Source organism: Chromobacterium sinusclupearum, assembly GCF_002902845.1.
Taxonomy (GTDB): domain Bacteria; phylum Pseudomonadota; class Gammaproteobacteria; order Burkholderiales; family Chromobacteriaceae; genus Chromobacterium; species Chromobacterium sinusclupearum.
Map to the genome: position 1 here is coordinate 67117 of NZ_PPTF01000014.1, position 25823 is coordinate 92939.

Here is a 25823-nt window from a genome sequence, read left to right on the forward strand (position 1 = left end):
TGACAATGGCACGTTCGCAGAAAAAAGGCCCGTTCGTTGACCTGCATCTCCTGAAGAAGGTGGATGCGGTACGGGCAACCAGCGACAAGCGTCCGATCAAGACCTGGTCCCGTCGTTCGACCATCCTGCCGGACTTCATTGGTTTGACCATCGCTGTACACAACGGTCGCACTCACGTTCCCGTCTATGTTTCTGAAAACATGGTCGGCCACAAACTGGGTGAATTCTCGCTGACTCGCACCTTCAAAGGCCATGCTGCCGATAAGAAGGCGAAGAAGAAGTAAGGTGAAGCGATGAGAGTATCTGCAAATCTGAAAAGTGTTCGCCTGTCGGCACAAAAGTGTCGTCTGGTGGCCGATCTGGTCCGCGGCAAGCCCGTTGATCAGGCGCTGAATATCCTGGCCTTCTCCCCGAAGAAGGGCGCGGTAATCATCAAGAAAGTGCTGGAATCTGCAATCGCTAACGCCGAACACAACGAAGGCGCTGACATCGACACCCTGCGTGTCACCAGCATCTTTGTTGACAAGGGCGCTAGTCTGAAGCGTTTCACTGCCCGTGCTAAGGGTCGTGGCAATCGCATCGAAAAGCAGACCTGCCACATCTCGTTGACCGTTGGCAATTAAGGGGTAAGAAATGGGTCAGAAGATTCATCCGACGGGATTCCGTCTTGCCGTTAACAAAAACTGGTCTTCCAAGTGGTTCGCGTCTTCGCAGAACTTCCCGGAAATGCTGAAGCAGGATATCGAAGTTCGCGAATTCCTGAAGAAGCGTCTGGGTCACGCTTCGGTTGGCCGCGTAACCATCGAGCGTCCGGCCAAGTCCGCCCGCATCACCATTCACAGCGCCCGTCCGGGCGTGGTGATTGGCAAGAAGGGCGAAGACATTGAAGTTCTGAAGCAAGAACTGCAAAAGCGCCTGGGCGTGCCGGTTCACGTGAACATCGAAGAAGTTCGCAAGCCGGAACTGGACGCGCAAATCATCGCCGACGGCATCGCTTCCCAGCTGGAAAAGCGTGTTATGTTCCGTCGCGCCATGAAGCGCGCCATGCAAAACGCCATGCGTCTGGGTGCCGAAGGCATCAAGATCATGTCGTCCGGTCGTCTGAACGGTATCGACATCGCGCGTAGCGAATGGTACCGCGAAGGCCGCGTTCCGCTGCATACCCTGCGCGCTGACGTGGATTACGCTACCTCCGAAGCCAAGACTACCTACGGTATCATCGGCATCAAGGTATGGGTATACAAAGGCGAGCTGAAGCCGGGCCAAGTTGTGGCTACGCCGGCAGCTCCCGAGAAGAAAATGAGAAAGGGTGCCCGCAATGCTGCAGCCAACTAGACTCAAGTACCGCAAACAGCACAAAGGCCGTAACACCGGTATCGCCACTCGTGGCAATAAGGTGAGCTTTGGTGATTTCGGTCTGAAGGCTGTTGGTCGTGGTCGTCTGACCGCGCGTCAGATCGAAGCTGCGCGTCGTGCGATGACTCGTCACATCAAGCGTGGTGGCCGCATCTGGATCCGTATCTTCCCGGACAAACCGATCACCTCCAAGCCGGCCGAAGTCCGTATGGGCGGGGGTAAGGGCTCTCCGGAGTACTACGTGGCTGAGATTCAGCCTGGCAAGATGCTGTACGAAATGGATGGCGTATCCGAGGAACTCGCTCGCGAAGCTTTCCGTCTGGCCGCAGCTAAGTTGCCGATCGCCACTGTGTTCGTAACCAAACAGGTAGGTCAGTAATGAAAGCGTCCGAACTGAAAGCCAAAACTGTTGAAGAGCTGAAGGCGGAACTGCTGAGCCTGCTGAAGGCCCAGTTTGCGCTGCGCATGCAGCACGCTACTCAGCAACTCGCCAAGACCTCTGAACTGAAGAAAGTGCGTCGCGACATCGCTCGTGTTCGTACCGTTCTGAAAGAAAAGGCAGTTTAAGATGAGCGAAACCAAAGTGGTACGTACGCTGACCGGCGTTGTGGTCAGCGACAAGATGGATAAGACCGTGACCGTACTGGTCGAGCGCAAAGTAAAGCACCCGATCTACGGCAAGATCATCCGTCGCTCCAAGAAGTTCCACGCACACGACGAAAACAACGAGTTCAAGGCTGGCGACATCGTAGTAATCAGCGAGTCCCGCCCGCTCTCGAAGACCAAATCGTGGGTGGTAACTGGCCTGGTTGAGAAATCTCGCCAGGTATAAAGCTTGCAGAGGACCTCGGTCCTCTGTATAATGGCCATCTCCTGCACTCTTCGTGCAGGAGTTCCGCCCTTACGGGGTCCAAAACTGGCCGTTTGATACGCCACAGAATGATCTGTGGCGTTTCCGCTGTTCGAGCCTGGCATCGCGCCCAAGCTAACGGCAGTGGAAAGTGACGGATAAAGTTGGATTAGAAAGGTAATCTCAAATGATCCAAATGCAGACCATGCTTGAGGTCGCTGACAACACTGGTGCGCGTCACGTTATGTGCATCAAGGTGCTGGGTGGCTCCAAGCGTCGCTATGCTAGCGTAGGTGACATCATCAAGGTGAGCATCAAGGATGCCGCTCCGCGTGGTCGCGTCAAAAAAGGCGACGTATACAACGCGGTCGTGGTACGCACTGCCAAAGGCGTGCGCCGTCCGGATGGCTCTTTGATCAAGTTTGACAGCAATGCTGCCGTACTGCTCAACAACAAGCTTGAGCCGATCGGCACACGTATCTTCGGGCCCGTTACGCGTGAACTGCGTACCGAACGCTTCATGAAGATCGTATCGCTGGCTCCTGAAGTGCTGTAAGGAGGTCACATGCGCAAAATTCGTAAAGGTGATGAAGTCGTAGTAATCACCGGTAAAGACAAAGGCAAGCGCGGTACCGTCCTGCGTGTTCTGGAAACCAAGCTGGTAGTTGAAGGCGTGAATGTCGCCAAGAAACACCAGAAGCCGAACCCGGTACGTGGCGTAGCTGGCGGCATCGTCGAGAAGACCATGCCCATCGATGCTTCCAACGTCGCGATTTTCAATCCGGCAAGCCAAAAGGCTGACCGCGTAGGCTTCAAGGTTCTTGAAGACGGCCGCAAGGTGCGCGTGTTCAAGTCCAGCGGCGAAGTTATCGGCGCCTAAGGAGCTAACATGGCACGTCTCTACGATTTCTACAAAGACAGCGTAGTGCCAGAACTGATGAAACAGTTCGGCTACAAGTCGATCATGCAAGTTCCGCGTATCGAGAAGATCACCGTGAACATGGGCGTGGGCGAAGCCGTTGCCGATAAGAAGGTAATGGAATTCGCCGTGGGCGACCTGGAAAAGATCGCCGGCCAGAAGCCGGTTGTCACCACCGCTCGCAAGTCCATCGCAGGCTTCAAGATTCGCGACAACTACCCGGTAGGTTGCAAGGTAACTCTGCGTCGCGAACGCATGTACGAGTTCTTGGACCGCCTGGTAACCATCGCTTTGCCGCGCGTTCGCGACTTCCGTGGTGTATCTGCCAAGTCCTTTGATGGCCGTGGCAACTACAACATGGGCGTTAAAGAACAGATCATCTTCCCGGAAATCGAGTACGACAAGATCGATGCTCTGCGTGGTATGAACATCACTATCACCACCACGGCGAAGACTGACGAAGAGGCCCGCGCTCTGCTGGCCGCGTTCAAGTTCCCGTTCAAGGGTTAAGCACATGGCACGACTTGCACTGATTAACCGTGAAGAAAAGCGCGTCAAGCTGGCCAATAAGTTTGCTGCCAAGCGTGAAGCCCTGATCGCCACCATCAACAACCAGAACCTCTCGGAAGAAGAGCGTTTCGCCGCCCGCCTGCAACTGCAGCAACTGCCGCGCAACGCTTCTCCGGTTCGCCAGCGTCGTCGCTGCGCCGTGACCGGTCGTCCGCGTGGTGTGTTCCGTAAATTCGGCCTGGGTCGCAACAAACTGCGTGAGATCGCCATGAAGGGCGAGATTCCGGGTGTTGTGAAGGCCAGCTGGTAATAGGAGACACATAGAATGAGCATGCACGATCCTATTTCCGATATGTTGACCCGCATCCGCAACGGCCAAACCGCTTCCAAGGTCAAGGTTTCCATGCCTTGCTCGAAGCTGAAGGTTGCGCTGGCGCAGGTGCTGAAGGAAGAAGGCTACATCGAAGACTTCGCCGTTGCCGGCGAAGAGAAGAAGCCTGTTCTTGATATCCAGCTCAAGTACTACGCTGGCCGTCCGGTGATCGAGCGCATCGAGCGCGTATCCCGTCCTGGCCTGCGCGTGTACAAGGGCTCCACCGAAATCCCGAAGGTCATGAATGGTCTGGGCGTGGCGATTCTGTCCACCTCCAAGGGCGTGATGACCGATCGCAAGGCACGCGCAGCCGGTATCGGCGGCGAACTGCTCTGCGTCGTGGCGTAAGGGGGTCAAATGTCTCGCGTAGCTAAGAATCCGGTAGCCATCCCGGCCGGCGTCGAAGTGAAGTTCGGCGCTGCAGAAGTGACTGTTAAGGGCGCCTTGGGCTCCCTGAGCACCGCTCTGTGCAACGACGTGGAAGTGAAGCTGGACAACAACCAGCTGACTTTCGCTGCCAAGAACGACAGCAAGTTCGCACGTGCCATGTCCGGCACCCTGCGTGCCCTGCTGAACAACATGGTGAACGGCGTATCGAAGGGCTTCGAGAAGAAGCTGCAGCTGGTCGGCGTGGGCTATCGTGCCCAAGCCCAAGGCGATACCCTGAACCTGTCTCTGGGTTTCTCGCACCCGGTGGCTCACAAGATGCCCGAAGGCATCAAGGTTGAGACTCCGACTCAGACCGAGATTCTGGTCAAGGGCGCTAACAAGCAGCTCGTTGGTCAGGTCGCAGCCGAGATCCGCGCTTACCGCTCGCCGGAGCCCTACAAGGGCAAGGGCGTTCGTTATGCCGACGAGGTTGTGGTTCTGAAAGAAACCAAGAAGAAGTAACTGAGGCACTGACATGGACAAGAAACAAGCTCGACTCCGCCGCGCACGTAAAACCCGTGCACGGATTGCGGAGCTCAAGATGGTGCGCCTCTCTGTGCATCGCACCAATAGCCACATTTATGCCCAGATCATTGACGAGACCGGCAGCAAGGTACTGGCCAGCGCTTCTTCGCTGGAAGCAGAAGTCCGCGCTGAGCTCGCCAATGGCGGCAACGTGGCAGCTGCGGCCGTGATCGGCAAGCGCATTGCCGAAAAGGCAAAAGCCGCTGGCATCGTGAACGTGGCCTTCGACCGCTCCGGTTTCAAATACCACGGTCGCATGAAGGCCCTGGCTGACGCCGCTCGCGAACACGGCCTCGTATTCTAATTCGGAGTGAAGAATGGCTAAGCACGAAATGGAAGATCGCGGCGACGGTCTGGTCGAGAAAATGATCAGCGTCAACCGCGTCACCAAAGTGGTTAAGGGCGGCCGTATCATGGCTTTCTCCGCCCTGACCGTGGTTGGTGATGGCGACGGCGGTATCGGCATGGGTAAGGGCCGTTCCAAGGAAGTTCCGGTTGCCGTACAAAAGGCAATGGAACAAGCCCGCCACAACATGGTTAAGATCCCGCTGAAGAACGGTACGCTGCAACACACCGTTATCGGCAAGCACGGTGCCACCACCGTCTTCATCCAGCCGGCCAAAGAAGGTACCGGCGTGAAGGCTGGCGGCCCGATGCGCGCGATCTTTGATGCAATGGGTGTTCACAATGTTTCGGCCAAGATTCATGGTTCCACCAACCCGTACAACGTGGTGCGTGCAACCCTGAATGGCCTGAGCAACATCAACACCCCGGCGCAAATCGCTGCCAAGCGTGGCCTGAGCGTCGAGGACATCCTGGGGGTGGGTCATGAGTAACGCCAAGACTGTAAAGGTCACTCTGGTAAAGAGCCTGATCGGTCGCCTGGAGTCTCACAAGGCCTGCGCCCGTGGTCTGGGTCTGCGCAAGATCCGCCAGACCGTTGAAGTGCTCGATACCCCTGAAAACCGTGGCATGATCAACAAGATCAGCTACCTGCTCAAATTCGAGGGCTAAGAGATGCTGCTGAACACCGTACAACCGGGCGTCGGCGCCAAGCATGCCAAGCGCCGTGTCGGCCGTGGCATTGGCAGCGGCCTGGGCAAAACTTGCGGCCGCGGCCACAAGGGTCAGAAGAGCCGTGCCGGTGGTTTCCACAAGGTAGGCTTCGAAGGCGGTCAAATGCCGCTGCAACGTCGCCTGCCGAAGCGTGGCTTCAAGTCGCTGACCGCTCGCAAGGTTGCTGAGGTTCGCCTGTCCGAACTGAACCTGCTGCCGGTTAACGAAATCGATCTGCTGTCTCTCAAGCAAGCTGGTCTGGTATCCGCTCAAGCCCTGGTGGCCAAAGTGGTTCTGTCCGGCAAGATTGAGCGCGCAGTGAAACTGCGTGGTATCGGCGCTACCGCCGGTGCCCGCGCTGCCATCGAAGCTGCCGGCGGCAGTATTGAATAAGGCATTTATCTGTGGCGAATACTTCTCTAGTGGCAAATGCCAATAAGTTTGGTGATCTGAAACGTCGCATCTGGTTCCTGATTGGCGCGCTGATCGTTTTCCGTATCGGTGCCCACATTCCGGTTCCGGGCGTCAATCCTGCCGAGCTAGCGAAGTTGTTCCACACATCGCAGACGGGCCTGCTCGACATGTTCAACATGTTCTCGGGCGGTGCCCTCTCGAGGTTTACCGTGTTTGCCTTGGGCATCACGCCGTATATCTCGGCTTCCATCATTCTGCAGTTGGCGGCGGAAGTGATTCCGACGCTGAAACAGCTGAAGAAGGAAGGCGATGCGGGACGTCGCAAGATAACCCAGTACACGCGTTATGCCACTGTGGCGCTGGCGACTTTCCAAAGTTTCGGCATCGCGGTGATGTTGTACAAGCAGCCAAACCTGGTGATGACTGCTCAGTGGGAGTTTTATCTGACATCCGTAGTGTGTCTGGTTACCGGTACCATGTTCTTGATGTGGTTGGGTGAACAGATCACCGAGCGGGGTATCGGCAACGGTATCTCGTTGATCATCTGCGCGGGTATCGCTTCAGGTGTTCCGGCTGCCATTGGTAAAACCCTGACTCTGACCAGTCAGGGCTCTTTGCCCATTCCGTTTGCCATCTTGCTGTTTGTCGCAGTGATCCTGGTGACTTTCGTGGTGGTCTACGCCGAGCGTGGCCAGCGCAAAGTTCTGGTGAACTATGCCAAGCGTCAGGTGGGCAACCGCGTCATGCAGGGCCAGAGCACGCATTTGCCGCTCAAGCTCAACATGGCGGGGGTGATTCCTCCGATCTTCGCCTCCAGCATCATCCTGTTCCCTGCCACCGTTATCGGCTGGTTTGGCCAGGGCGAGCACATGTCTTGGTTGAAGGGCGTGGCTGACAAGCTGCATCCGGGTCAGCCGATCTATGTGCTGCTGTACGCGGCGGCGATCATCTTCTTCTGCTATTTCTACACGGCGCTGGTTTTCAGCCCGAAGGAAACGGCTGACAACCTGAAGAAGAGCGGGGCGTTCATCCCGGGCATCCGTCCAGGTGAGCAGACTTCTCGTTACATTGAGAAGATCATCCTGCGGCTGACACTGATCGGTGCGATCTACATCACGCTGGTCTGCCTGATGCCGGAATTCCTGATCCTGAAGTGGAACGTACCGTTCTACTTCGGCGGTACATCGCTGCTGATCATGGTGGTGGTGACGATGGACTTCATGGCGCAGGTGCAGTCCTATGTGTTGTCGCATCAATACGAGAGCTTGCTGAAGAAGGCTAACTTCAAAGGCAATGCCCTTACCCGCTGACACACGAGTTCACACTGGGTTATATGGCTAAGGAAGACACTATCCAGATGCAAGGCGAGATCTTGGAAAATTTGCCTAGCGCAACTTTCAAGATCAAGCTCGAAAATGGACACGTGGTACTCGGGCATATCTCTGGGAAGATGCGGATGCACTACATCCGCATCCTGCCAGGTGACAAGGTGACTGTGGAGTTGACTCCATACGATCTGTCCCGCGCCCGAATTGTGTTCCGCGCGAAGTAACGCATTCGCTCTTTTAGGATTTGAAAGGATCTGAACATGCGAGTACAGCCTTCTGTAAAGAAGATTTGCCGTAATTGCAAAATTATTCGTCGCAATCGCGTGGTTCGCGTGATCTGCACGGACCCGCGTCACAAGCAAAAGCAAGGCTAACATTTGTTAGACCTGGATTTGCGTGATACAATCGCAAACTTTTCAAGGTCTTAAGGCTTAAGGAAAGAGTATGGCCCGTATTGCAGGGGTAAATATCCCCAATCATGCGCATGCCGTTATCGGCCTGCAGGCAATTTTCGGCATCGGTCAGACTCGCGCGCAGCAAATTTGTGCTGCTGCTGGCGTGAATCCCTCCACCAAGGTGAAGGATCTGACTGAAGCTGAAATGGAAACTCTGCGTGATCAAGTGGCTAAGTTCACCGTTGAAGGTGACCTGCGTCGCGAAATCACCATGAGCATCAAGCGTCTGATGGACATGGGCTGCTATCGCGGCTTCCGCCATCGTCGCGGCTTGCCGTGCCGCGGTCAGCGCACTCGCACTAACGCGCGTACCCGTAAGGGACCGCGTAAGGCGATCGCCGGCAAGAAGTAATTTTAAGGAACACAGAGAATGGCTAAAGCAAACACAGCTGTCCGTGTACGTAAAAAAGTGCGCAAGTCTGTTAGCGAAGGTATCGTGCACGTGCACGCTTCGTTCAACAACACCATCATCACTATCACCGACCGTCAAGGCAATGCACTGTCTTGGGCTACCTCTGGCGGCGCTGGTTTTAAGGGCTCGCGCAAGAGTACACCCTTTGCCGCTCAGGTAGCTGCAGAGCACGCTGGTAAAGTTGCCCAAGAATACGGTGTGAAGAACCTCGAAGTTCGTATTAAAGGCCCGGGCCCGGGTCGTGAATCCGCTGTTCGCGCACTCAACTCGCTGGGCTTCAAGATCACCAGCATCTCCGACGTGACGCCGGTACCGCACAACGGTTGCCGTCCGCCCAAAAAACGTCGTATTTAATTCGGAGAGTGTGAGAACATGGCACGTTATATTGGCCCGAAGTGTAAGCTCGCTCGTCGTGAAGGCACCGACCTTTTCCTGAAGAGCGCGCGTCGTGCACTGGATTCCAAATGCAAACTGGACACCGCTCCTGGTCAGCATGGCGCCCGTCGCGGCCGCCTGTCCGACTACGGCGTTCAGCTGCGTGAAAAGCAGAAAATCCGCCGCATCTACGGCGTACTCGAGCGTCAGTTCCGCAACTACTTTGCGGAAGCTGTTCGCCGCAAGGGCTCCACGGGTGAAAACCTGCTGAAGCTGCTTGAGTCCCGCCTGGACAATGTTGTATATCGCATGGGCTTTGGCTCCACTCGCGCCGAAGCGCGCCAGCTGGTCAGCCACAAGGCTATCGTTGTGAACGGCCAGGTTGTGAACATTCCGTCCTACCAGGTTAAAGCCGGTGACGTAGTGTCCGTCCGCGAAAAGGCCAAGAAGCAGGCTCGTATCGTCGAAGGCCTGGCTCTGGCTGAGCAAGGCGGCTTCCCGACTTGGGTGTCCGTTGACTCCAAGAAAATGGAAGGCGTCTTCAAATCCGCTCCGGAACGTTCCGAACTGTCTAGCGATATCAACGAACAACTCGTTGTGGAATTCTACTCCAAGTAATCGCTAGCTCTTAGGGAATGACTATGCAAAACAGCGCTTCGGAATTTCTGAAACCTCGTCTGATTGACGTACAGCCGGTTTCCGCCACCCACGCTCGCGTGTCGATGGAGCCGTTCGAGCGCGGCTACGCCCATACCCTGGGCAATTCGCTGCGCCGTATTCTGCTGTCGTCGATGCCGGGCTATGCTCCGACCGAAGTGACTATCGCTGGCGTTTTGCATGAGTATTCCGCACTTGATGGCGTGCGGGAGGATGTCGTTGACATCCTCCTCAACCTCAAGGGCGTAGTGCTTAAGCTGCATGGTCGCGACAGTGTCGTGCTGACCTTGAAAAAGGAAGGCGAGGGCGCTGTCTTGGCTAGCGATATCGAGCTGCCGCACGACGTGGAAGTGATCAATCCGGAACACGTGATTTGTCACATCTCCGCTGGCGGCAAGATCGACATGGAGGTCAAGGTGGAGAAGGGCCGCGGCTATCAGCCGGTGTCCGTCCGCACCAGCCATGACGACAACCGTTCCATCGGTACCATCCAACTGGACGCTTCCTTCTCGCCGGTTCGCCGCGTGAGCTTTGCTGTGGAAAGCGCCCGTGTGGAACAGCGTACCGACCTCGACCGCCTGGTTCTCGACATCGAGACCAACGGCGTCATCGAGCCGGAGCAGGCTGTGCGCAACGCAGCCCGCATCCTGATGGATCAGCTGTCGATCTTTGCTGATCTCCAAGGCACAGCGGTTGAAGAAGTCGTTGAAAAGGCGCCGCCGATCGATCCGATCCTGCTGCGTCCGGTAGACGATCTTGAACTGACGGTCCGTTCGGCCAACTGCCTGAAAGCAGAGAACATTTATTACATCGGCGATCTGATCCAGCGTACCGAAACCGAGCTTCTGAAGACACCGAACCTCGGCCGCAAGTCGCTGAACGAGATCAAAGAAGTTCTCGCTTCCAAGGGCCTGACTCTCGGCATGAAGCTCGAGAACTGGCCTCCGGCTGGTCTGGAAAAGCCGTAAGTTTGAGACTAAAGGACATTAACAATGCGTCATCGTTACAGTAATCGTAAACTGAACCGCACGACCAGCCATCGTCTGGCGATGCTGCGCAACATGGCCAACTCGCTGCTGAAGCACGAAGTTATCGTGACCACGCTGCCGAAGGCCAAGGAACTGCGTCGTGTGGCCGAGCCGCTCATCACGCTCGGCAAGAAGCCGTCTCTCGCCAACCGTCGTCTGGCGTTTGACCGCACCCGTGACCGCGAAATCGTGGTTAAACTCTTTGACGTGCTCGGCGCGCGCTACGCTACCCGCAACGGTGGTTACGTGCGTATCCTGAAGTACGGTTTCCGCAAGGGCGACAACGCCCCGATGGCTCTGGTAGAGCTGGTGGACCGTCCGGAAGATGCCGTTGCCGTTGAAGACAACTCCGCTGAGTAATCGACGAAGTTGCAGAAAAAAGCCAGCTCGCTTGAGCTGGCTTTTTTCATGCCTGTATGCGCCGCGCCAATCTAGAAAATCGATAAGCCCGTTCGCGTCGTGAAGCGGTCCAGCGCTTCCAAACCCAGCACCGAATTGCCGCGGCTGTCCAGTTGCGGGCTCCATACCGCAATGCTCATCTTGCCTGGGATCACCGCCAGCAAGCCCCCTCCTACGCCGCTCTTGACCGGCAAGCCAACGCGATAAGCAAATTCGCCAGCGGCATCGTAGGTGCCGCAGGTCAACATGACGGCATTCACCTGTTTGGCCTGGCTGCGGCTCAGGTATCGTTCACCGGTCAGTGGCGACACGCCATGGTTGGCGAGAAATAGCCCGGCGCGTGCCAGCTCGCGGCAAGTCAGCGCGATGCTGCAGCTATCGAAGTATTGCGCCAACACGGTCTGCACCGCGTGATCGATATTGCCGTAACTTTTCATGAAGTGGGCCAATGCCGCATTGCGGTCGCCGTGCTCGCGCTCCGATGCGGCAATGACAGGATCGGCATCCAGCTTGGGGTTGCCGGTTTCCTGGCGCAGCCAATGCAGCAGATGGCGATGGGCATCGCCGAAGTGGCCCATGGCGCGATCGGTCACGACCAGGGCGCCGGCATTGATGAAGGGATTGCGCGGGATGCCGTGCTCGTATTCCAGCTGCACCAGCGAGTTGAAGGGATTGCCGGACGGTTCCTTGCCGACATGGCGCCACAGCGTCTCCCCGTCGACTTGCAGCGTCAGCGCCAGCATGAAGGCCTTGCTGATGCTTTGCATGGAAAACGGCGTGTCGGCGTCGCCGCAGGCGAATTGCTGGCCATCCAGCGTATGGATGGCGAAGCCGAACTGGTGCGGAGCGACCGAGGCCAGGGCAGGGATGTAGTCGGCTACCTGGCCTTGATCGTAGAAAGGCAGCACTTGCTGCCGGATATCTTCAATAAGCGCTTGCAGATTCATCGACAGATTTTAATCATGGCGTGGGCCGGCAGTCTAGAAGCTGTAACGCTCGCTGAGGATTTCGACGGAATCGCCTAAGGTCAGGATGCCCTCATTGCAGGCGCGCAGATTGACGCCAAAGCAGACGCCCTCTTCCCGCCGGCGCGTGCGCACCAGCGTCTGCAGCGGTTCGCCGCCGGGATCCTTTTCACCGCTTTGCGGATCGACCGTGGTCAACACGCAGCGCGTGCACGGCCCGGTGATTTCAAATTCGACTTCGCCGATGCGGATGCGTTGCCATTCGTCCTCGATCCACGGGTAGTCGCCATCGACGACCAGATTGGGCCGAAAATGACGCAGGCTGACGGGGTGCTGCAGCTCGCGGTTGAGCGCATCGAGCGAGGCTTGGTTGACCAACAGATACGGGTGGCCGTCGGCAAAGCTCATTTTGTCCGAGTCATCCAGGTAGGGGCGCTGGGATTCGGCGCCCAGCCAGAGCAAGCGGCAGTCGGCGCCGACAATGTCGGACAGCCAAGCATCGACGCGGGCATCGCCGTGGCAGGCAGCGAAGCTGTCCTTCCATACCTGCGCGGGATGGGGGTGGGTGTAGACGGTGGCCATGGCGAAAATCGGCGGCTTGTCCGGATAGTGCAGCAGGATGCCGCCCGGCAGTAGCTCGACTTTCAACCTGAGCAGGTGCGGATGGGTGCGGGCGGTGATCTGTTTCCCATCGGGGCTGACGATCAGCCATTCACGGTCATGCAGCAGGCCCAGTTTGCCGGCGTAGGCGCGGGTGGTGGCGATGCCGCGTGTCGATTTAAGCGGGTGGACAAACAGGGATGTCAGTTGCATGGCGTGGCTCCATCGATTTGCTGCGATGCTATCAGCTCATCAGGCGGATGGGTAGTTGCGGGGACTGCAAGTGGCAGAAAATGGCTATGACAAAATCTTTAACTAAAACACATGGTTTGTTGCGGTAGGTTTGTAAGAGAACCATTGCATATATTTCACCGGCAATTTACATTGGGGGCGCGGCAGATTGTCGGACGATTTCTGCGGAAGTGCTTGGCAGGCCGGTACGGACACTAAATGGCGCCAAGCTGCGAGGAAAGATGGTTGTGTTACGGTTTATCCGTTGAGCTTTGCGCGATTACGGGCTAAACCTGAGTAGGTAAAGACATGATAGATGGTGCCAGACACGGCGAAGTTCCAAGCTGTGATGGCTTCGCAAGCGATTGGGGATCTGGAGGAAGTGGTATGCGCTCTTTGCGAGTCAAGCTGATTGCTTTTATTGCCCTGCTGCTGGTGGTGCTGGGCGTTGTGATCACGATCCTGGTTTACGGCCAGATGCGCAATGAAATCATCCAAGGCGTGGAGAATGAGCTGGATGGCACCTCGAAGGGCTATGCCGGCTTGGTGGCCAGCTGGTACAAGAGCAAGGTGGGCGTGGTGATCGCGGCCAACCCGCTGGTGGCTGATCAGGATCCTCGGCAAACGCTGGCGCGGCTGAGCCAGGCTGGCGGCTTCGACATGACCTATATCGGCACCGCGCAGCACGTGATGATACGTTCGGACATGAAGCCGCAGCCGCAGGGTTATGACCCGGTGGCGCGGCCGTGGTATCAGCAGGCGGCGGCCAGCGGCAATCCCGGCGTATCCGATCCCTATGTGGACTTCGACACCAAAAAACTGGTGGTCACCTTCGTCTCCCCGGTCAAAGACGGCAGCGGCTTGAAGGCGGTGGTGGGCGGCGACATCTTCATCGACGACCTGGTGAAGACCGTGTTGTCGGTGAAATTGCGCGGCAACGGCTATGCCTTCCTGGTCGACAAGACCGGCAAAGTGATCGCCCACCCGGACGGCAGCCTGACGCTGAAACCGCTGACCGAAAAAGTACCTGAGCTGACCGGCGAGCGCTTGACGCAGTTGGCGGCGAGCAACGGCATGGTGCCGGTGCAGATCGGCGGCGAGAACAAGTTGGTGGAAGTCCAGCCGGTGGAAGGCACCAACTGGCTGCTGGGCGTGGTGACTGATGAGTCGGTCGTGACCAATCCTTTGCGCACTCTGCTGTTGACCATCATCGGCCTGGGCGCGGTGTGCGTCGCCATCCTGGCGGTCGTGGCCAGCGTGATACTGAGCAAGATGCTGTCCGGCTTGGGCCGACTGCGCGGCGCGATGCTGGAAATTTCCCAGGGCGAGGGCGACCTGACTCGCCGCATCCAGGTTAGCGGTCAGGACGAAATCGCCGAAACCGCCACCGCCTTCAACCGCTTCATCGATCAGCTGCAGAAGATGTTCCTGGCGGTGAAGGAAGAGGCCGAGCGCGTGACCAACGGCGTCGAAAGCGTCACCCACACGGTGGACAAGGTGGCGCACGACTCGCGCCAGATCGCCGACGTGTCAAGCTCCAACGCCGCCACGCTGGAGGAGATCACCGTCAGCATCTCGCATATCGCTGATGCGGCGCGCGAAGCGGACACGCTGGTCAATCACACCGGCGATGTCTCCAGCGAGAGCGCCAGCGGTATGCTGCGCATCTCCAATGAGATGAACAGCACGGTGGATGCGGTCAAGGGCCTGTCCAGCATGCTGGTTTCTCTGGACCAGCGCTCTCAGCAAATCAGCGGCATCACCAATGTGATCAAGGACATTGCCGACCAGACCAATCTGCTGGCGCTGAACGCGGCGATCGAGGCCGCCCGCGCCGGCGAGATGGGCCGCGGCTTCGCCGTGGTGGCCGACGAGGTGCGCAAGCTGGCCGAGCGCACCGGCCAGGCGACGGTGGAAATCTCCGGCATGGTCGGCACCATACGCGAGGAAACCAGCCAAGCGGTGAACAATATGCAGCGCACCGTCAACTCGGTGGATGGCGGCGTGGAGCTGACGCAGAGCGCGGTGGAGCGCATCGAGCAGATCCAGCAGGCGATGCAGGAAGTCATGGCCAAGATGAACGAAATCACCTTGTCCACCAGCGAGCAGCACAAGGCCACCACCCTGATCGCGCAGAGCACCGAGCAGATCAACGGCCGCATCGTGGACAGCGACGACGCTTTGCAGACGGTGCGCGACACGCTGTCCAGCCTGACGCAGTCGGCCAACAATATGCGGCAGCTGTTCTCGAGTTTCCACGTATGAGCCAGCGCCGCGACTGACGGCGGAAAGCCCGGATTATCCGGGCTTTTTTACACCAGGGGACGGTGCCGCGCGGGGGCGCGGTGTCCAGGCTGCGCGTAGCCTGGCTGTGGATAGAACAATAAGCGGCAGGTGGGTGGGAAGGAGCGGGCGATGGAAAAAGCGACGGGATTGAGCCTGAAGGTCCGTCTGCAGGGGTTGATGCTGATTGCGGTGTTGGTGGTCTGTGTGCTGGGTGTGATCAGCGTGTTCAACCAGCGGCATAGCATGATGCAGGACCGGCAGGATAAGGTGCGCAACTTGGTGGAAAGCGCGGTTTCCCTGGTGAGCGCCTACGAGCAGCTGGTGGACAGCGGCAAGATCAGCGAGGCCGATGCCAAGCGCACGGTGTCCAAAGTGCTCAGTTCGATGCATTACGACAAGTCAGACTATTTCTTTGCCTATGATGCCGACTGGACCTATGTCGCGCATGGCGCCAAGCCGGAATTGATCGGAAAGAATCTGGCGGGGGTGAAAGACCCGAATGGCGTCGAGCTGAAGACGCTGTTTCAAAACGCGATCTCGTCGCCCGGCGGCGGCGGATTCGGCGAGTATGTGTGGAGCAAGCCGGGCTTTTCTACGCCGCAGCCCAAGCTGTCCTATGTGACGACCACGCCGCGTTGGCATTGGATCGTCGGCTCCGGCATCTATCTGGATGACGTCGAGGCCGCGTTCCGGCATGAGCTGTTGTGGCTGGGCGGCTTGATGCTGCTGGCGCTGCTGCTGTTGCTGAGTTTGGGCGGCATGATTCTGCGCAATGTCCTGGGGCAGCTGGGCGGCGATCCGCAAGATACGGTGGCGGTGGTCAAGCGCATCGCGGCCGGCCGCTTGTCAGAGCCGGTTGTGGTCCGCGCCGGCGACAGCAGCAGCCTGATGGCCGCGGTCAGCACCATGCAGCAGGAGTTGCAACGGCTGGTGCGCGACATCGTGGATGGCGCCCATCAGCTGTCCCTGGTCAGCAAGGAAGTGACCAGCGAGGCGGAGGCCGTCGGGCGCGGTTCAGAGCAGCAAAGCTCGGCCGCCACGGCGATGGCGGCGTCGATTGAGCAACTGACGGTCAGCGTCAATCATATTTCCGACCGCTCGCAGGACGCGCGCGATCTGGCCAAAGAGTCCGGCACATTGTCCAAGAGCGGCGGCGCGGTGATCGCGGAGGCGGTGGATGAGATGCGCCGTATCAACGACGCGGTCGATCAGACTTCCGGCATCATCACCAGCCTGGCCGGCAAGACGCAGACCATTTCCAGCATCATGCAGGTGATTCGCGACATCGCCGATCAGACCAATCTGCTGGCGCTGAACGCGGCGATCGAGGCGGCGCGCGCCGGAGAAATGGGGCGCGGCTTCGCCGTGGTGGCGGACGAGGTGCGCAAGTTGTCCGAGCGTACGGCGCAGGCGACGCAGGAGATCGCCGCCATGATCCAGGATGTGCAGCAGGGTGCCGAGCATTCCCGCCACAGCATGGAGGAGGCGGTGGCGCGGGTGAAGTCCGGTTTGGGTCTGGCCGAACAGGCCGGGGCGGAGATCGCGCGGATTCAGGACAGCGCCAATGGGGTGATCGATGTGGTGGGAGACATCGCCTTCGCGCTGCAGGAGCAGAGCGTGGCCAGCCAGCATATCGCCGAGCATGTGGAAAAAATCGCGCAGAGCGCCACCAGCAATGCCGCGGCGTCGAATGCGGCTTCGCAGGCCATCCACAATATGCACCAATTGGCGGCCAATCTGCGTCAGCTGGTATCGCGCTTCAGCGTCGATAAGTAAGGCAGCCGCTTCCCCGGATGGGGAGCGTGTCATGGAAAAAGCGGCGGCGCGTTGAGGGACGCGCCGCCGCTTTATGTTTTCATGCCCTGGCTCAATAGCGGCCGCGCCGGCGCCAGCCCAGGGCGAGCGCCAGCAGCAGCAAGGCGCCGCAGCCGGCCACCACCGGCAGATTGCCAACTTGCATATACGGCGTCAGCCCCTGGCGGCTCTCGGCGAAGCCGGTCAGCACCTGGGTGGTGAACGGCGCGGCGATGGCGGAAATCTCGCCGTCCGGCCGGATGATGGCCGTCATGCCGTTATTGGTGGCGCGCAGCATGTAACGGCCGGTTTCCAGCGAACGCGCCTGCGACAGCTGCAGGTGCTGGCTCATGGCCTCGCTCTTGCCGAACCAGGCCAGGTTGCTGACGTTGGCCAACATGCCGGCCTTGGAGGCGGGGCCGATCAGCTCTTCGCCGAAACTGTCCTCATAGCAGACGTTGAACGCCACCTTGTGCCCGGCCAGCTCCAGCGGCGGCTGGTTGGCGCCGCCGCGGCTGAAGCCGGAAAGCGGCATGTCCATATGCTGGTAGATCCAGCCGATCAAGCCCGGCAGCGGCACGAACTCGCCGAACGGCACCAGATGGTCCTTGGCGTAGTAGGGCATCTTCGGGTCGCTCAGCGCCACCACGGCATTCAGGTAGCCGCGGCCGTCATTGGTGCGGCGCGGCACGCCGCTGGCCAGCGCCATGCCGGAACGCTTGGCCTCGCCGCGCATCATGGTCAGATAGCCGGACGGCAGATCGTCCAGAAACAAGGGCAGCGCGGTTTCCGGCAGGATCATCAGGTCGGCGCGGGTTTTCGCCACTTGGCGGTAGTAGGTCAGCAGCGATTGCTCCAGATTCTCCGGCGACCACTTCATCTCTTGCGCGATATTGCCTTGGGCCAACGCCACGGTGATGGGCTTGCCGTCCGGGGTGGTCCACTCCCGGTCGCGCAGCCAGAAGCCGCTGCTCCATACCAGCGCGGCGGCCAGCAGTATGGCCAGCCGCTGGCGCATGCCGCCTCGCGCCAGCATGACCAACCCGCCGGCCGACAGCGCCACCAGATAATTGACCAGATGGATGCCGCCGATAGGCGCGTAGCCGGACAGCGGGCTTTCCGTGATCTGGGAGTAGCCGGCGGCGGCCCAGGGGAAACCGGTCATCACCCAGCTGCGCAGCCACTCGCCCAGTTCCCAGGCTGCGGGAAAGGCGATCAGCCAGCGTACCGAGGGGCGCGAGTCGATGCGGCAGGCAATCCACGATGCCAAGCCGGGGTACAGTCCCAGATAGGCCGGCAACAGCAGCACCAGCGGCGCGGCAATCCAGGCCGGCAGGCCGGCCACGTCATGCAGGCTGTCGTAGATCCATTTGAAATTGCTGGCATAGGCGGAGAAGCTCCAGACATAGCCTATCCAGAAGGCGCGGCGCGGTTCGCGCTGCAGCAGCTCGATCAGCGCGGCCAGGCACAACGGCATCAGCCAGAACATCCGATAGGGGGCGAAGGCGAACAGGGTCAGGGCGCCGGCTAGCGCGGCGGCCAGCAGCAGGAACAGGATTCTCATCGGCTAGCGTATCGTGTGCAGTAGTGGGGAGGCGGCTGGCCGAAGCCAGCCGCTTTCAGCATAGGCCTTATTCCGACATGCCGACAGAGGCCTGGATGCGCTCCACCAGCAGCGTGTCCAGGCGGCGGCTGTCGGCGCGCAGCACGGTGAAGCGCAGGCCGGCGGCCTCGATCTTCTCGCCGCGCTTGGGCAGGTGGCCGGTCAGCGAGATGACTAGGCCGCCGACGGTGTCGACGTCGTCATCGGAATATTCGGTGCCGAAGTAATGGTTGAAGTCTTCGATCTCGGTCAGCGCCTTGACGCGGTAGCGCTCGTTGCCGCGCACCGGGACGATGTCGTCTTCCTCGTCGTCGATATCGTATTCGTCTTCGATGTCGCCGACGATCTGTTCGATCACGTCCTCGATGGTGACCAGGCCGCAGACGCCGCCGTATTCGTCCACCACCACCGCCATGTGGTTGTGGGTGGCGCGGAAGTCGCGCAGCAGCACGTTCAGCGGCTTGGATTCCGGCACAAACACGGCCGGGCGCAGCACATTCTTCAGATTGAAGGTGGCGGGCGCATGGAAGTAACGCAGCAATTCCTTGGCCAGCAGGATGCCTTGCACATCATCCTTGCTTTCGCCTATCACCGGGAAGCGCGAGTGGCCGCTGTCGATCACAGTCGGCAAAAAACGCGAGATCGGATCGTCGATGTTGAGCACGTGCATCTGGCTGCGCGGGATCATCACGTCCCGGACAGTCAGTTCGCTGACTTCGAGCACCCCCTCGATCATGCCGAGGGCTTCGGCATCCAGGAGGTTGCGTTCGAAAGCGTTGTGCAGCAGCTCGATCAGATCCTCGCGGTCCTCCGGCTCGCGCATGAGCATGGTGGACAGGCGTTCAAGCCAACTGGGTCGCGGTTTACTGGGGTCTTCCATTTCTTAGAGGTGCTCCTCGTGGTAGGGATCGGGATATCCTAGCTGTTTAACGATGACGGTTTCAAGCGCTTCCATCACTTCGGCCTCGTCGTCCGCCTCGTGATCGAAGCCTTGCAGGTGCAACATGCCGTGCACCAAGAGGTGGGCATAATGCGCCATCAGGTCCTTGTTTTGCTCGGCGGCTTCTTTTTCGACGACCGGCGCGCACAGCACCAAGTCGCCGAACAAGGGCAGGCCTGCCACCGTTTCGCCCTCGTTCAGCGCGAAGGACAGGACGTTGGTCGCATAATCCTTGCCGCGGTAGTCCTTGTTGAGCTGACGGCCTTCAGCGGCGTCGACGATGACGATGCTGACCTGGGCGTGTTTGACGTCGCGCTGCAGGGCGGCCTGGCAGGCGCGGCGGATCAGCGCCGGCTCCGGCAGCTGGACGGCGTCGCTGCGCACGTCCAGAGTCAGCTCCAGCCGCGCCGCCAGACGGGCCAGCAGCGGGTTGCGTTTAGCTTTTTTCATCTTGCTTGCTTTGGTATTGATCGTAGGCATCGACGATTTTCTGCACCAGGGGATGGCGCACCACGTCGTGGCTGGTGAAATGATGGAAATGGATGCCGCGCACCTGGCCGAGGATGCGCTCCACTTCGACCAGGCCGCTCTTTTGATGGCGCGCCAGGTCGATCTGGGTCACGTCGCCGGTGATCACCGCCTTGGAGCCGAAGCCGATGCGGGTCAGGAACATCTTCATCTGCTCAGGCGTGGTGTTCTGCGCCTCGTCCAGGATGATGAAGGCGTGATTCAGCGTGCGGCCGCGCATATAGGCCAGCGGCGCGATCTCGATCAGGTTTTTCTCGAACAGCCGGGTGACGCGGTCGAAACCCATCAGGTCGTACAGCGCGTCGTATAGCGGCCGCAGATACGGGTCCACCTTCTGCGCCAGATCGCCGGGCAGGAAGCCCAGCTTTTCGCCGGCTTCCACCGCCGGGCGCACCAGCACGATGCGCTTGACCGCGTCGCGCTCCATCGCGTCCACCGCGCAGGCGACGGCCAGATAGGTCTTGCCGGTGCCGGCCGGGCCGATGCCGAAGGTGACATCGTGCTGCTGGATGGCCTTGATGTAGCGCGCCTGGTTTGGCGTGCGGCCGCGCAGGTCGCCGCGGCGCGTCGCCAGCACCGGCGATTCCTCCTGCTCGGCGCTGGAGGGCTGCTGGCGCAGCTCCACCAATGACAGCTGGACATCGTGGATGGAGATGTCCTGCTCCGCGGCCTGCAGATAGAGGCGGGTTAGCGCTTCCACCGCCTGCTTGGCGGCCGGGCCCTGCACGCGGAAGGCTTCGCCGCGGCGCTGGATGATCACATCCAGTCCGGTTTCGATCTGTTTCAGGTTTTCGTCCAGCGGGCCGGAAAGGCGGGCCAGCCTGTCGTTGTCCACCGGGTTGAAGCTCAGGGATTCGCTCGTGCTCATGCGTTGTGCAATTGTTGGCTTAACTGTTCAAAAACGATGGCGTGGCGGCCGTGTGAGACATGGCGGGCCGCCATGCCCAGCTGTCGCGCCGGGGCGATGTCGCGTACCGGATCGTCGCCCACCATCAGGCAAGCGGCCGGCGCCAGGTTTTCCAGCGCCAGCGCATACCGGAAAAAACGCGGGTCGGGCTTGGCCGCGCCGGCCTCGTCCACCGTGACGACATGACGGAAGTGATGAGCGATGCCCAGGTGCCGCAGTTTGGCTCGCTGCTGTTCCGCGCTGCCGTTGCTGACGATGATGCGCGTCAGGTGGCGGGTGGCGTCGAGAAAGGCCGCGGCGCCGGGCGTGAGCCGACGATGGCGGCGATAGGCGTCCATGTAAGGCTGAAACAGCCGCGCGGCTTCGTCTTCCGCCAGCTGCGGCAGGCCGAGAAAATCGCGCAGCCGTTCATGGCGCTGCTGTTTTATCGTCAGCTCGCCGCTTTCGAAACGCCGCCAGTGGCGATCGACGCAGGCGCGCCAGCGGCGCAGCAGCTCGGTTTCGGATTCGGCGAAGCGGGCGGCGTGCGGCGCGATGAAGGAGGCAAAGGCCTGCGTGGTGGCATGGCTGTCGTCGAACAGGGTGTCGTCCAGGTCCAGCAACAGGGCCTTGATGCCGCTCGCCTTCATGCTTGCTGCAGGCTTTCCAGGCCGGGGGCGACCATGCTCGGCGCAAACTCGATGATGTCGTAACGCGCCACGCCGCCCTTGGCGAACGGGTCCTGCGCCAAGCGGGCTTCCAGCGCGGCGCGTTCGCCGCGCGCCAGGATCACGCCGCCGTCGCGCGGCACTTTGCGGCCGGAGGCCAGGAACAGGCCGTCGGCGTAAGCTTGCTGCAGCCAAGCCGCATGGGCCGGAAGCAGGGCGTCCACGTCGGACAAGGGGGCGGTATAGGTCAGCGAAACGATGAACATGCTTCATCCTCCGTGCGGGAAACCGGCCCAGCATACGCCACGCAATCTGCGTTGCCTAGCAAGCCGAGCCGGCGCACGGTCAGGCGCTTTCGCTGGTCACCACCTCGCCGGCCAGCGAATGCGGGAAGGCGGCGGTGATCTTGACGTCTATCATCTGGCCCAGCAGGCGCGGGTGGCCGGCGAAGTTGACCACGCGGTTGTTCGCGGTGCGCGCCGCCAGCATGGAGGCATCCCGCTTCGATACATTTTCCACCAGCACGCGCTGCACGGTGCCGACCATGGACTGGTTGATGGCGAAGCCCTTGGCCTCGATGACCTCGTTCAGCGCTTCCAGACGGCGCACCTTCTCTGCATGTGGCGTGTCGTCCGGCAGGTTGGCCGCCGGCGTGCCGGGGCGCGGGCTGTAGATGAAGACGAAGCTGAAGTCGAACTCGCAATCGCGCACCAGTTTCAGCGTCTGTTCGAAGTCCGCCTCGGTTTCGCCAGGGAAGCCGACGATGAAGTCGGAGCTCAGGCACAGGTCCGGCCGGATGGCGCGCAGCTTGCGGATGATGGACTTGTATTCCAGGCCGGTGTAGCCGCGCTTCATCGCCATCAGCACGCGGTCGGAGCCGCTCTGCACCGGCAGGTGCAGGTGGGAGACCAGCTTGGGCAGCTTGGCGTAGCAATCGATGATGCGCTGGGAGAACTCGCGCGGGTGGCTAGTGGTGAAGCGGATGCGCTCCACGCCCGGCACTTCATGCACGTATTCCAAGAGCAGGGCGAAGTCGGCGATCTCGCCGTCGCTCATCATGCCGCGATAGGCGTTGACGTTCTGGCCCAGGAGGGTGATTTCCTTGACGCCCTGGGCGGCCAGGCCGGCGATTTCGGTCAGCACGTCCTCGAACGGGCGCGACACTTCCTCGCCGCGGGTGTACGGCACCACGCAGAACGAGCAGTATTTGGAACAACCTTCCATGATGGAGACGAAAGCCGCGCCGCCATCCACCTTGGCCGGCGGGATGTGGTCGAACTTCTCGATTTCCGGGAAGGAGATGTCCACCTGGGAGCGGCCGCTTTGCTGGCGGCTTTGGATCAGGTCCGGCAGCCGGTGCAGCGTCTGCGGGCCGAACACCACGTCCACGTACGGCGCGCGCTTGACGATGGCTTCGCCTTCCTGGCTGGCCACGCAGCCGCCCACGCCGATGATCAGGTTGGGGTTGGCCTCCTTCAGCGGGCGGATGCGGCCCAGGTCGGAAAACACCTTTTCCTGCGCCTTTTCGCGCACGCTACAGGTGTTGAACAGGATGACGTCGGCTTCTTCCGGATTGTCCGTCTTGACCATGCCTTCGGCGCTGCCCAGCACGTCCGCCATCTTGTCGGAATCGTACTCGTTCATCTGGCAGCCGAAGGTCTTGATGTATACCTTCTTCATTGCTACTCGGGTTTCCAGCTGTATTCGGTTTCAGGGAGAGGTCTGGGCCTGGCGCTGTTTCTGCGCCTCGATTTCCTCATCGCCCAGCACCCAGATGCGGTTGATGTTGCCTTGCTGATCGAAGGTCACACCGACGGTGCGGCCGTTCAGGTGGTTCAATTGCCCGCTCAGCAGGAAGCGGTTGTGGTCATCGAGGATGCGCACGCCCGGCGCCAGCGCAAAATGGCTGGATTCCGCCGCGATCAGCGCGCCCAGCCGCTGCAGCAGCGTGCGGTCGCCGCGGACGAAATCAATGCCGGTTTCGTCCATGGTGCCCAGCGTGCCGACCACCAGGTTGTCGGGCAGCAGGCGGCCTGCCGAAACCGGCAGGACCAGGCACAGCAGGCAGAAGGCGGCGATGAGTTTTTTCATAGCAAATTGAACATGTTGCGCGCGATTCTACCATAGCTGGCGGCTGCGCCGTTCAATTGTTTTTTTGAGTGTTCAGGCTTTGGCCGTCGATCTGGCGGCATAGCGCTCCGCCAGCGCGAACATCATCGGGTTGAGCAGGATGGAAACAATGGCGCCGGCCAGAATCAGCGCCTGGCCCCGCGCGCTGAGCAAGCCGAGCGAGATGCCCAGGCCGGCCAGAATGAACGAGAATTCGCCGATCTGCGACAGGCTGGCGGCGATGCGCAGGCTGGTGTGGTGGCTGCGGCGGAACAGGCGCACGATGCCGTAGGCCATCGCCGACTTGCCGATGACGATGATGAAGACCGTGGCCAGCAGCACGGCGGTATCTTTCAGCAACACCTCCGGGTCCAGCAGCATGCCGACCGAGACGAAGAACAGCACGGCGAAAGCCTCGCGCAGCGGCAGCGACTCCTCGGCGGCGCGATGGCTGAACGGCGATTCGGCCATCACCATGCCGGCGAAGAAGGCGCCCAGCGCGAAGGAAATCTGGAACAGCTGGGTGGCGCCATAGGCCACGCCCAGAGCGGTGGCCAGCACGCCGAGACGGAACAGCTCGCGGTTGCCGGTATGGACGATCTGCTCCAGCATCCACGGAATGAAGCGGCGTCCCACCAGCAGCATCAGCGCGACGAAAGCCGCCACCTTGGCCATGGTGATGGCCAGCGTCCAGCCCAGCTGCGACCAGGACAGCGCGATCTGGCCGCCGTTCAGCATGCCGGCGAAGGCGGGTAGCAGCACCAGGGTGATCACCATCACCAGGTCTTCCACCACCAGCCAGCCGACGGCGATCTTGCCATCCTCGCTCTCCAGCCAGCCGTTTTCCTCCAGCGAGCGCAGCAAGACCACGGTGCTGGCCACGGACAGCGCCAGGCCGAATACCAGGCCTTCGCCCGGCGACCAGCCCAGGAAGTGCGACAGTCCCATGCCCAGCAGCGTAGCGAAGGCAATCTGCGCCAGCGCGCCGGGCACGGCGATGGCCTTGACCGCCAGCAGATCCTTGATCGAGAAGTGCTGGCCCACGCCGAACATCAGCAGAATGACCCCCAGTTCCGCCAGTTCCGGGGCCAGCACGGTATCGGCCTGGAAGCCGGGCGTGAACGGGCCGACCAGAATGCCGGCCGTGAGATATCCCACCAGCGGCGGCAGACGCAGGCGTAAGGCCAAGGCGCCAAGCGCGAAGGCAAACACCAGGCCGCCGACGATGGTGGTGATCAGGGGGGTGTCGTGATGCATGGGCAAAGTTCCGCGTGAAAGACTGAATAATATAAAGACGGTATATCAGAAGGCTAGTTCCGATAAATTTGCTTATATTAATCCGGCGTCATGCAGGCCGTCGCGACCGCATCGGAGCGGCTTGCGAACTAAAAGCGCTCGAAGGGCTGCAGGTAGCGCCATTCTCCCGGCTGCAGGCCGGACAAGGCGAGGCGGCCGATGCGGATGCAGCGCGCGCCTTGCAGGCGGACGCCAAGCTGGCGGCTGATTTCATCGAAGAAGCCGGCGCCCGGAGAGTAGACGACGCAGCGCAGTTGATGGTCGCTTTGGCGGCTGATCTTGCACTGGCGCAAGGGCTTGCCGTCCAGGCGGATGGCCGCGACGCGCGCTTTCAACTCCTCCGCGGCGGGTGCGCGTTCCACTTGCAGCAGGAATTCCATTTCGCATTCGGCCAGGCGGCGCGGCAGCTTCTTGTCCTGGGTCAGGACAACCAAGCCGTGGCACAGCTCATCGACGGCGCCGATGCTTATCAGGTGCTGGCGGTGGCGCGACAGCCAGACTTGCTCGGAGACATCTTGCGGCGAGCGGCTGTCCGGCCCCACTCGCTGCGCCGGCGGCTCGATGTCGCCGGCTGGGCGGTTCAGCAGCAGGGTGACCGGCAACGTCGCCAGCGCTTGCGGCTGGCCGGCCAGCGTGATCTGCTGTTCCGGCAGCACGCGCGCGCCCAGCGTGGTGACGACGGCACCGTCCACCTTGACCAACCCTTGCTCGATGCAGGCGTCGGCCTCGCGCCGCGAGCATAGTCCCAGTTCCACCATGCGCTTGGACAGGCGCACCTTCATTTCGTCCATGGTTTGCATCCTCGTCAAACGGACGGCGATTATCCGCCCG

Annotated in this window: 38 protein-coding genes; 26 read left to right on the forward strand and 12 right to left on the reverse strand. The window is 60.4% G+C overall.

Annotated elements, in window-relative coordinates:
- Positions 1-5 precede the first annotated feature (5 nt).
- The 24 genes from rpsS to rplQ all read left to right on the forward strand — a co-directional run bounded on the left by rpsS (position 6) and on the right by rplQ (position 11047).
- Positions 6-284, forward strand: a complete 279-nt coding sequence (gene rpsS, locus C2134_RS03390; protein ID WP_011137729.1) for a 30S ribosomal protein S19 — start codon at positions 6-8, stop codon at positions 282-284.
- A 9-nt stretch (positions 285-293) separates the two neighbouring features.
- Complete coding sequence (rplV, locus tag C2134_RS03395) at positions 294-623, forward strand: 50S ribosomal protein L22 (protein WP_043627133.1); 330 nt, start codon at positions 294-296, stop codon at positions 621-623.
- Between the two features lie 10 nt (positions 624-633).
- On the forward strand, positions 634-1335 hold the full coding sequence (gene rpsC, locus C2134_RS03400; RefSeq protein WP_103317548.1) for a 30S ribosomal protein S3: 702 nt from the start codon (positions 634-636) through the stop codon (positions 1333-1335).
- On the forward strand, positions 1319-1735 hold the full coding sequence (gene rplP / locus C2134_RS03405; protein WP_043627131.1) for a 50S ribosomal protein L16: 417 nt from the start codon (positions 1319-1321) through the stop codon (positions 1733-1735). The genes rpsC and rplP overlap by 17 nt, the downstream gene beginning before the upstream one ends.
- Entirely contained in the window at positions 1735-1923 is a 189-nt protein-coding gene (gene rpmC, locus C2134_RS03410; RefSeq protein ID WP_043627129.1) for a 50S ribosomal protein L29, read from the forward strand. The genes rplP and rpmC overlap by 1 nt, the downstream gene beginning before the upstream one ends.
- 1 nt (position 1924) lies before the next feature.
- Complete coding sequence (gene rpsQ, locus C2134_RS03415; protein ID WP_043627127.1) at positions 1925-2188, forward strand: 30S ribosomal protein S17; 264 nt, start codon at positions 1925-1927, stop codon at positions 2186-2188.
- 205 nt (positions 2189-2393) lie between these two features.
- Positions 2394-2762 (forward strand): 50S ribosomal protein L14, encoded by a 369-nt coding sequence (gene rplN / locus C2134_RS03420; protein WP_043579386.1) that lies wholly within the window; start codon positions 2394-2396, stop codon positions 2760-2762.
- 9 nt (positions 2763-2771) lie between these two features.
- A complete protein-coding gene (rplX, locus tag C2134_RS03425; protein ID WP_011137722.1) occupies positions 2772-3086 on the forward strand; it encodes a 50S ribosomal protein L24 in 315 nt (104 codons plus the stop codon).
- 9 nt (positions 3087-3095) lie between these two features.
- Positions 3096-3635, forward strand: coding sequence for a 50S ribosomal protein L5 (rplE, locus tag C2134_RS03430; RefSeq protein WP_043627125.1), 540 nt, complete (start codon positions 3096-3098; stop codon positions 3633-3635).
- Positions 3636-3639: 4 nt separating this feature from the next.
- Positions 3640-3945: a 30S ribosomal protein S14 gene (rpsN, locus tag C2134_RS03435; protein ID WP_043627122.1), complete on the forward strand. Its 306-nt coding sequence runs from the start codon at positions 3640-3642 to the stop codon at positions 3943-3945.
- 15 nt (positions 3946-3960) lie between these two features.
- Complete coding sequence (rpsH, locus tag C2134_RS03440; protein WP_043627120.1) at positions 3961-4356, forward strand: 30S ribosomal protein S8; 396 nt, start codon at positions 3961-3963, stop codon at positions 4354-4356.
- Between the two features lie 9 nt (positions 4357-4365).
- Entirely contained in the window at positions 4366-4899 is a 534-nt protein-coding gene (gene rplF, locus C2134_RS03445; RefSeq protein WP_103317550.1) for a 50S ribosomal protein L6, read from the forward strand.
- Between the two features lie 13 nt (positions 4900-4912).
- On the forward strand, positions 4913-5266 hold the full coding sequence (gene rplR, locus C2134_RS03450; RefSeq protein ID WP_043627115.1) for a 50S ribosomal protein L18: 354 nt from the start codon (positions 4913-4915) through the stop codon (positions 5264-5266).
- A 13-nt stretch (positions 5267-5279) separates the two neighbouring features.
- Entirely contained in the window at positions 5280-5798 is a 519-nt protein-coding gene (rpsE, locus tag C2134_RS03455) for a 30S ribosomal protein S5 (RefSeq protein WP_071109264.1), read from the forward strand.
- A complete protein-coding gene (gene rpmD / locus C2134_RS03460; RefSeq protein ID WP_043627110.1) occupies positions 5791-5976 on the forward strand; it encodes a 50S ribosomal protein L30 in 186 nt (61 codons plus the stop codon). Before rpsE ends, rpmD begins: the two co-directional genes overlap by 8 nt.
- A gap of 3 nt (positions 5977-5979) precedes the next feature.
- Complete coding sequence (rplO, locus tag C2134_RS03465) at positions 5980-6411, forward strand: 50S ribosomal protein L15 (RefSeq protein WP_043627107.1); 432 nt, start codon at positions 5980-5982, stop codon at positions 6409-6411.
- An 11-nt stretch (positions 6412-6422) separates the two neighbouring features.
- Positions 6423-7742: a preprotein translocase subunit SecY gene (secY, locus tag C2134_RS03470; protein WP_043627105.1), complete on the forward strand. Its 1320-nt coding sequence runs from the start codon at positions 6423-6425 to the stop codon at positions 7740-7742.
- Between the two features lie 23 nt (positions 7743-7765).
- Positions 7766-7984 carry a translation initiation factor IF-1 gene (gene infA / locus C2134_RS03475; RefSeq protein WP_031296780.1) on the forward strand — a complete coding sequence of 73 codons (219 nt, stop codon included), beginning with the start codon at positions 7766-7768 and terminating at the stop codon, positions 7982-7984.
- Between the two features lie 36 nt (positions 7985-8020).
- Positions 8021-8134 carry a 50S ribosomal protein L36 gene (rpmJ, locus tag C2134_RS03480; protein ID WP_011137711.1) on the forward strand — a complete coding sequence of 38 codons (114 nt, stop codon included), beginning with the start codon at positions 8021-8023 and terminating at the stop codon, positions 8132-8134.
- Between the two features lie 70 nt (positions 8135-8204).
- Positions 8205-8567 (forward strand): 30S ribosomal protein S13, encoded by a 363-nt coding sequence (gene rpsM / locus C2134_RS03485; protein ID WP_043627102.1) that lies wholly within the window; start codon positions 8205-8207, stop codon positions 8565-8567.
- A gap of 18 nt (positions 8568-8585) precedes the next feature.
- Entirely contained in the window at positions 8586-8981 is a 396-nt protein-coding gene (rpsK, locus tag C2134_RS03490; protein ID WP_011137709.1) for a 30S ribosomal protein S11, read from the forward strand.
- Positions 8982-8999: 18 nt separating this feature from the next.
- Positions 9000-9620: a 30S ribosomal protein S4 gene (gene rpsD / locus C2134_RS03495; protein ID WP_043627100.1), complete on the forward strand. Its 621-nt coding sequence runs from the start codon at positions 9000-9002 to the stop codon at positions 9618-9620.
- A gap of 23 nt (positions 9621-9643) precedes the next feature.
- Positions 9644-10627: a DNA-directed RNA polymerase subunit alpha gene (locus C2134_RS03500; protein ID WP_043627098.1), complete on the forward strand. Its 984-nt coding sequence runs from the start codon at positions 9644-9646 to the stop codon at positions 10625-10627.
- Positions 10628-10651: 24 nt separating this feature from the next.
- Complete coding sequence (gene rplQ / locus C2134_RS03505; RefSeq protein ID WP_011137706.1) at positions 10652-11047, forward strand: 50S ribosomal protein L17; 396 nt, start codon at positions 10652-10654, stop codon at positions 11045-11047.
- Positions 11048-11118: 71 nt separating this feature from the next.
- Here the strand turns inward: rplQ and C2134_RS03510 are convergent, their stop codons facing one another.
- Together C2134_RS03510 and C2134_RS03515 are read right to left on the reverse strand one after the other, a co-directional pair.
- Positions 11119-12033 carry a glutaminase gene (locus C2134_RS03510; protein WP_103317551.1) on the reverse strand — a complete coding sequence of 305 codons (915 nt, stop codon included), beginning with the start codon at positions 12031-12033 and terminating at the stop codon, positions 11119-11121.
- Between the two features lie 33 nt (positions 12034-12066).
- A complete protein-coding gene (locus C2134_RS03515) occupies positions 12067-12864 on the reverse strand; it encodes an MOSC domain-containing protein (RefSeq protein WP_103317553.1) in 798 nt (265 codons plus the stop codon).
- Positions 12865-13269: 405 nt separating this feature from the next.
- Between C2134_RS03515 and C2134_RS03520 the strand changes: the two genes are divergently transcribed.
- Both C2134_RS03520 and C2134_RS03525 read left to right on the forward strand, forming a co-directional pair.
- The gene (locus C2134_RS03520) at positions 13270-15147 is read left to right on the forward strand and encodes a methyl-accepting chemotaxis protein (RefSeq protein WP_103317555.1); all 1878 of its coding nucleotides are present in this window, start codon (positions 13270-13272) and stop codon (positions 15145-15147) included.
- A gap of 150 nt (positions 15148-15297) precedes the next feature.
- Entirely contained in the window at positions 15298-16944 is a 1647-nt protein-coding gene (locus tag C2134_RS03525; RefSeq protein WP_103317557.1) for a methyl-accepting chemotaxis protein, read from the forward strand.
- 91 nt (positions 16945-17035) lie between these two features.
- Here the strand turns inward: C2134_RS03525 and lnt are convergent, their stop codons facing one another.
- The 10 genes from lnt to C2134_RS03575 all read right to left on the reverse strand — a co-directional run bounded on the left by lnt (position 17036) and on the right by C2134_RS03575 (position 25783).
- Positions 17036-18526 (reverse strand): apolipoprotein N-acyltransferase, encoded by a 1491-nt coding sequence (gene lnt / locus C2134_RS03530; protein ID WP_103317558.1) that lies wholly within the window; start codon positions 18524-18526, stop codon positions 17036-17038.
- A 67-nt stretch (positions 18527-18593) separates the two neighbouring features.
- Positions 18594-19445, reverse strand: coding sequence for a CorC family transporter (locus C2134_RS03535; RefSeq protein WP_103317560.1), 852 nt, complete (start codon positions 19443-19445; stop codon positions 18594-18596).
- A gap of 3 nt (positions 19446-19448) precedes the next feature.
- Complete coding sequence (gene ybeY / locus C2134_RS03540; protein WP_103317562.1) at positions 19449-19955, reverse strand: rRNA maturation RNase YbeY; 507 nt, start codon at positions 19953-19955, stop codon at positions 19449-19451.
- Positions 19942-20901: a PhoH family protein gene (locus C2134_RS03545; protein ID WP_103317564.1), complete on the reverse strand. Its 960-nt coding sequence runs from the start codon at positions 20899-20901 to the stop codon at positions 19942-19944. The genes ybeY and C2134_RS03545 overlap by 14 nt, the downstream gene beginning before the upstream one ends.
- Positions 20898-21569 (reverse strand): HAD family hydrolase, encoded by a 672-nt coding sequence (locus C2134_RS03550; protein ID WP_103317566.1) that lies wholly within the window; start codon positions 21567-21569, stop codon positions 20898-20900. The genes C2134_RS03545 and C2134_RS03550 overlap by 4 nt, the downstream gene beginning before the upstream one ends.
- Positions 21566-21853, reverse strand: coding sequence for a YciI family protein (locus C2134_RS03555; RefSeq protein ID WP_103317567.1), 288 nt, complete (start codon positions 21851-21853; stop codon positions 21566-21568). Before C2134_RS03555 ends, C2134_RS03550 begins: the two co-directional genes overlap by 4 nt.
- A gap of 79 nt (positions 21854-21932) precedes the next feature.
- Positions 21933-23267 carry a tRNA (N6-isopentenyl adenosine(37)-C2)-methylthiotransferase MiaB gene (miaB, locus tag C2134_RS03560; protein ID WP_103317569.1) on the reverse strand — a complete coding sequence of 445 codons (1335 nt, stop codon included), beginning with the start codon at positions 23265-23267 and terminating at the stop codon, positions 21933-21935.
- Positions 23268-23297: 30 nt separating this feature from the next.
- Positions 23298-23678 carry a hypothetical protein gene (locus C2134_RS03565; protein ID WP_103317570.1) on the reverse strand — a complete coding sequence of 127 codons (381 nt, stop codon included), beginning with the start codon at positions 23676-23678 and terminating at the stop codon, positions 23298-23300.
- Between the two features lie 72 nt (positions 23679-23750).
- Positions 23751-24953 carry a cation:proton antiporter domain-containing protein gene (locus tag C2134_RS03570; RefSeq protein WP_103317571.1) on the reverse strand — a complete coding sequence of 401 codons (1203 nt, stop codon included), beginning with the start codon at positions 24951-24953 and terminating at the stop codon, positions 23751-23753.
- Between the two features lie 128 nt (positions 24954-25081).
- A complete protein-coding gene (locus tag C2134_RS03575; protein ID WP_158248686.1) occupies positions 25082-25783 on the reverse strand; it encodes a S4 domain-containing protein in 702 nt (233 codons plus the stop codon).
- Between the last annotated feature and the right edge of the window lie 40 nt (positions 25784-25823).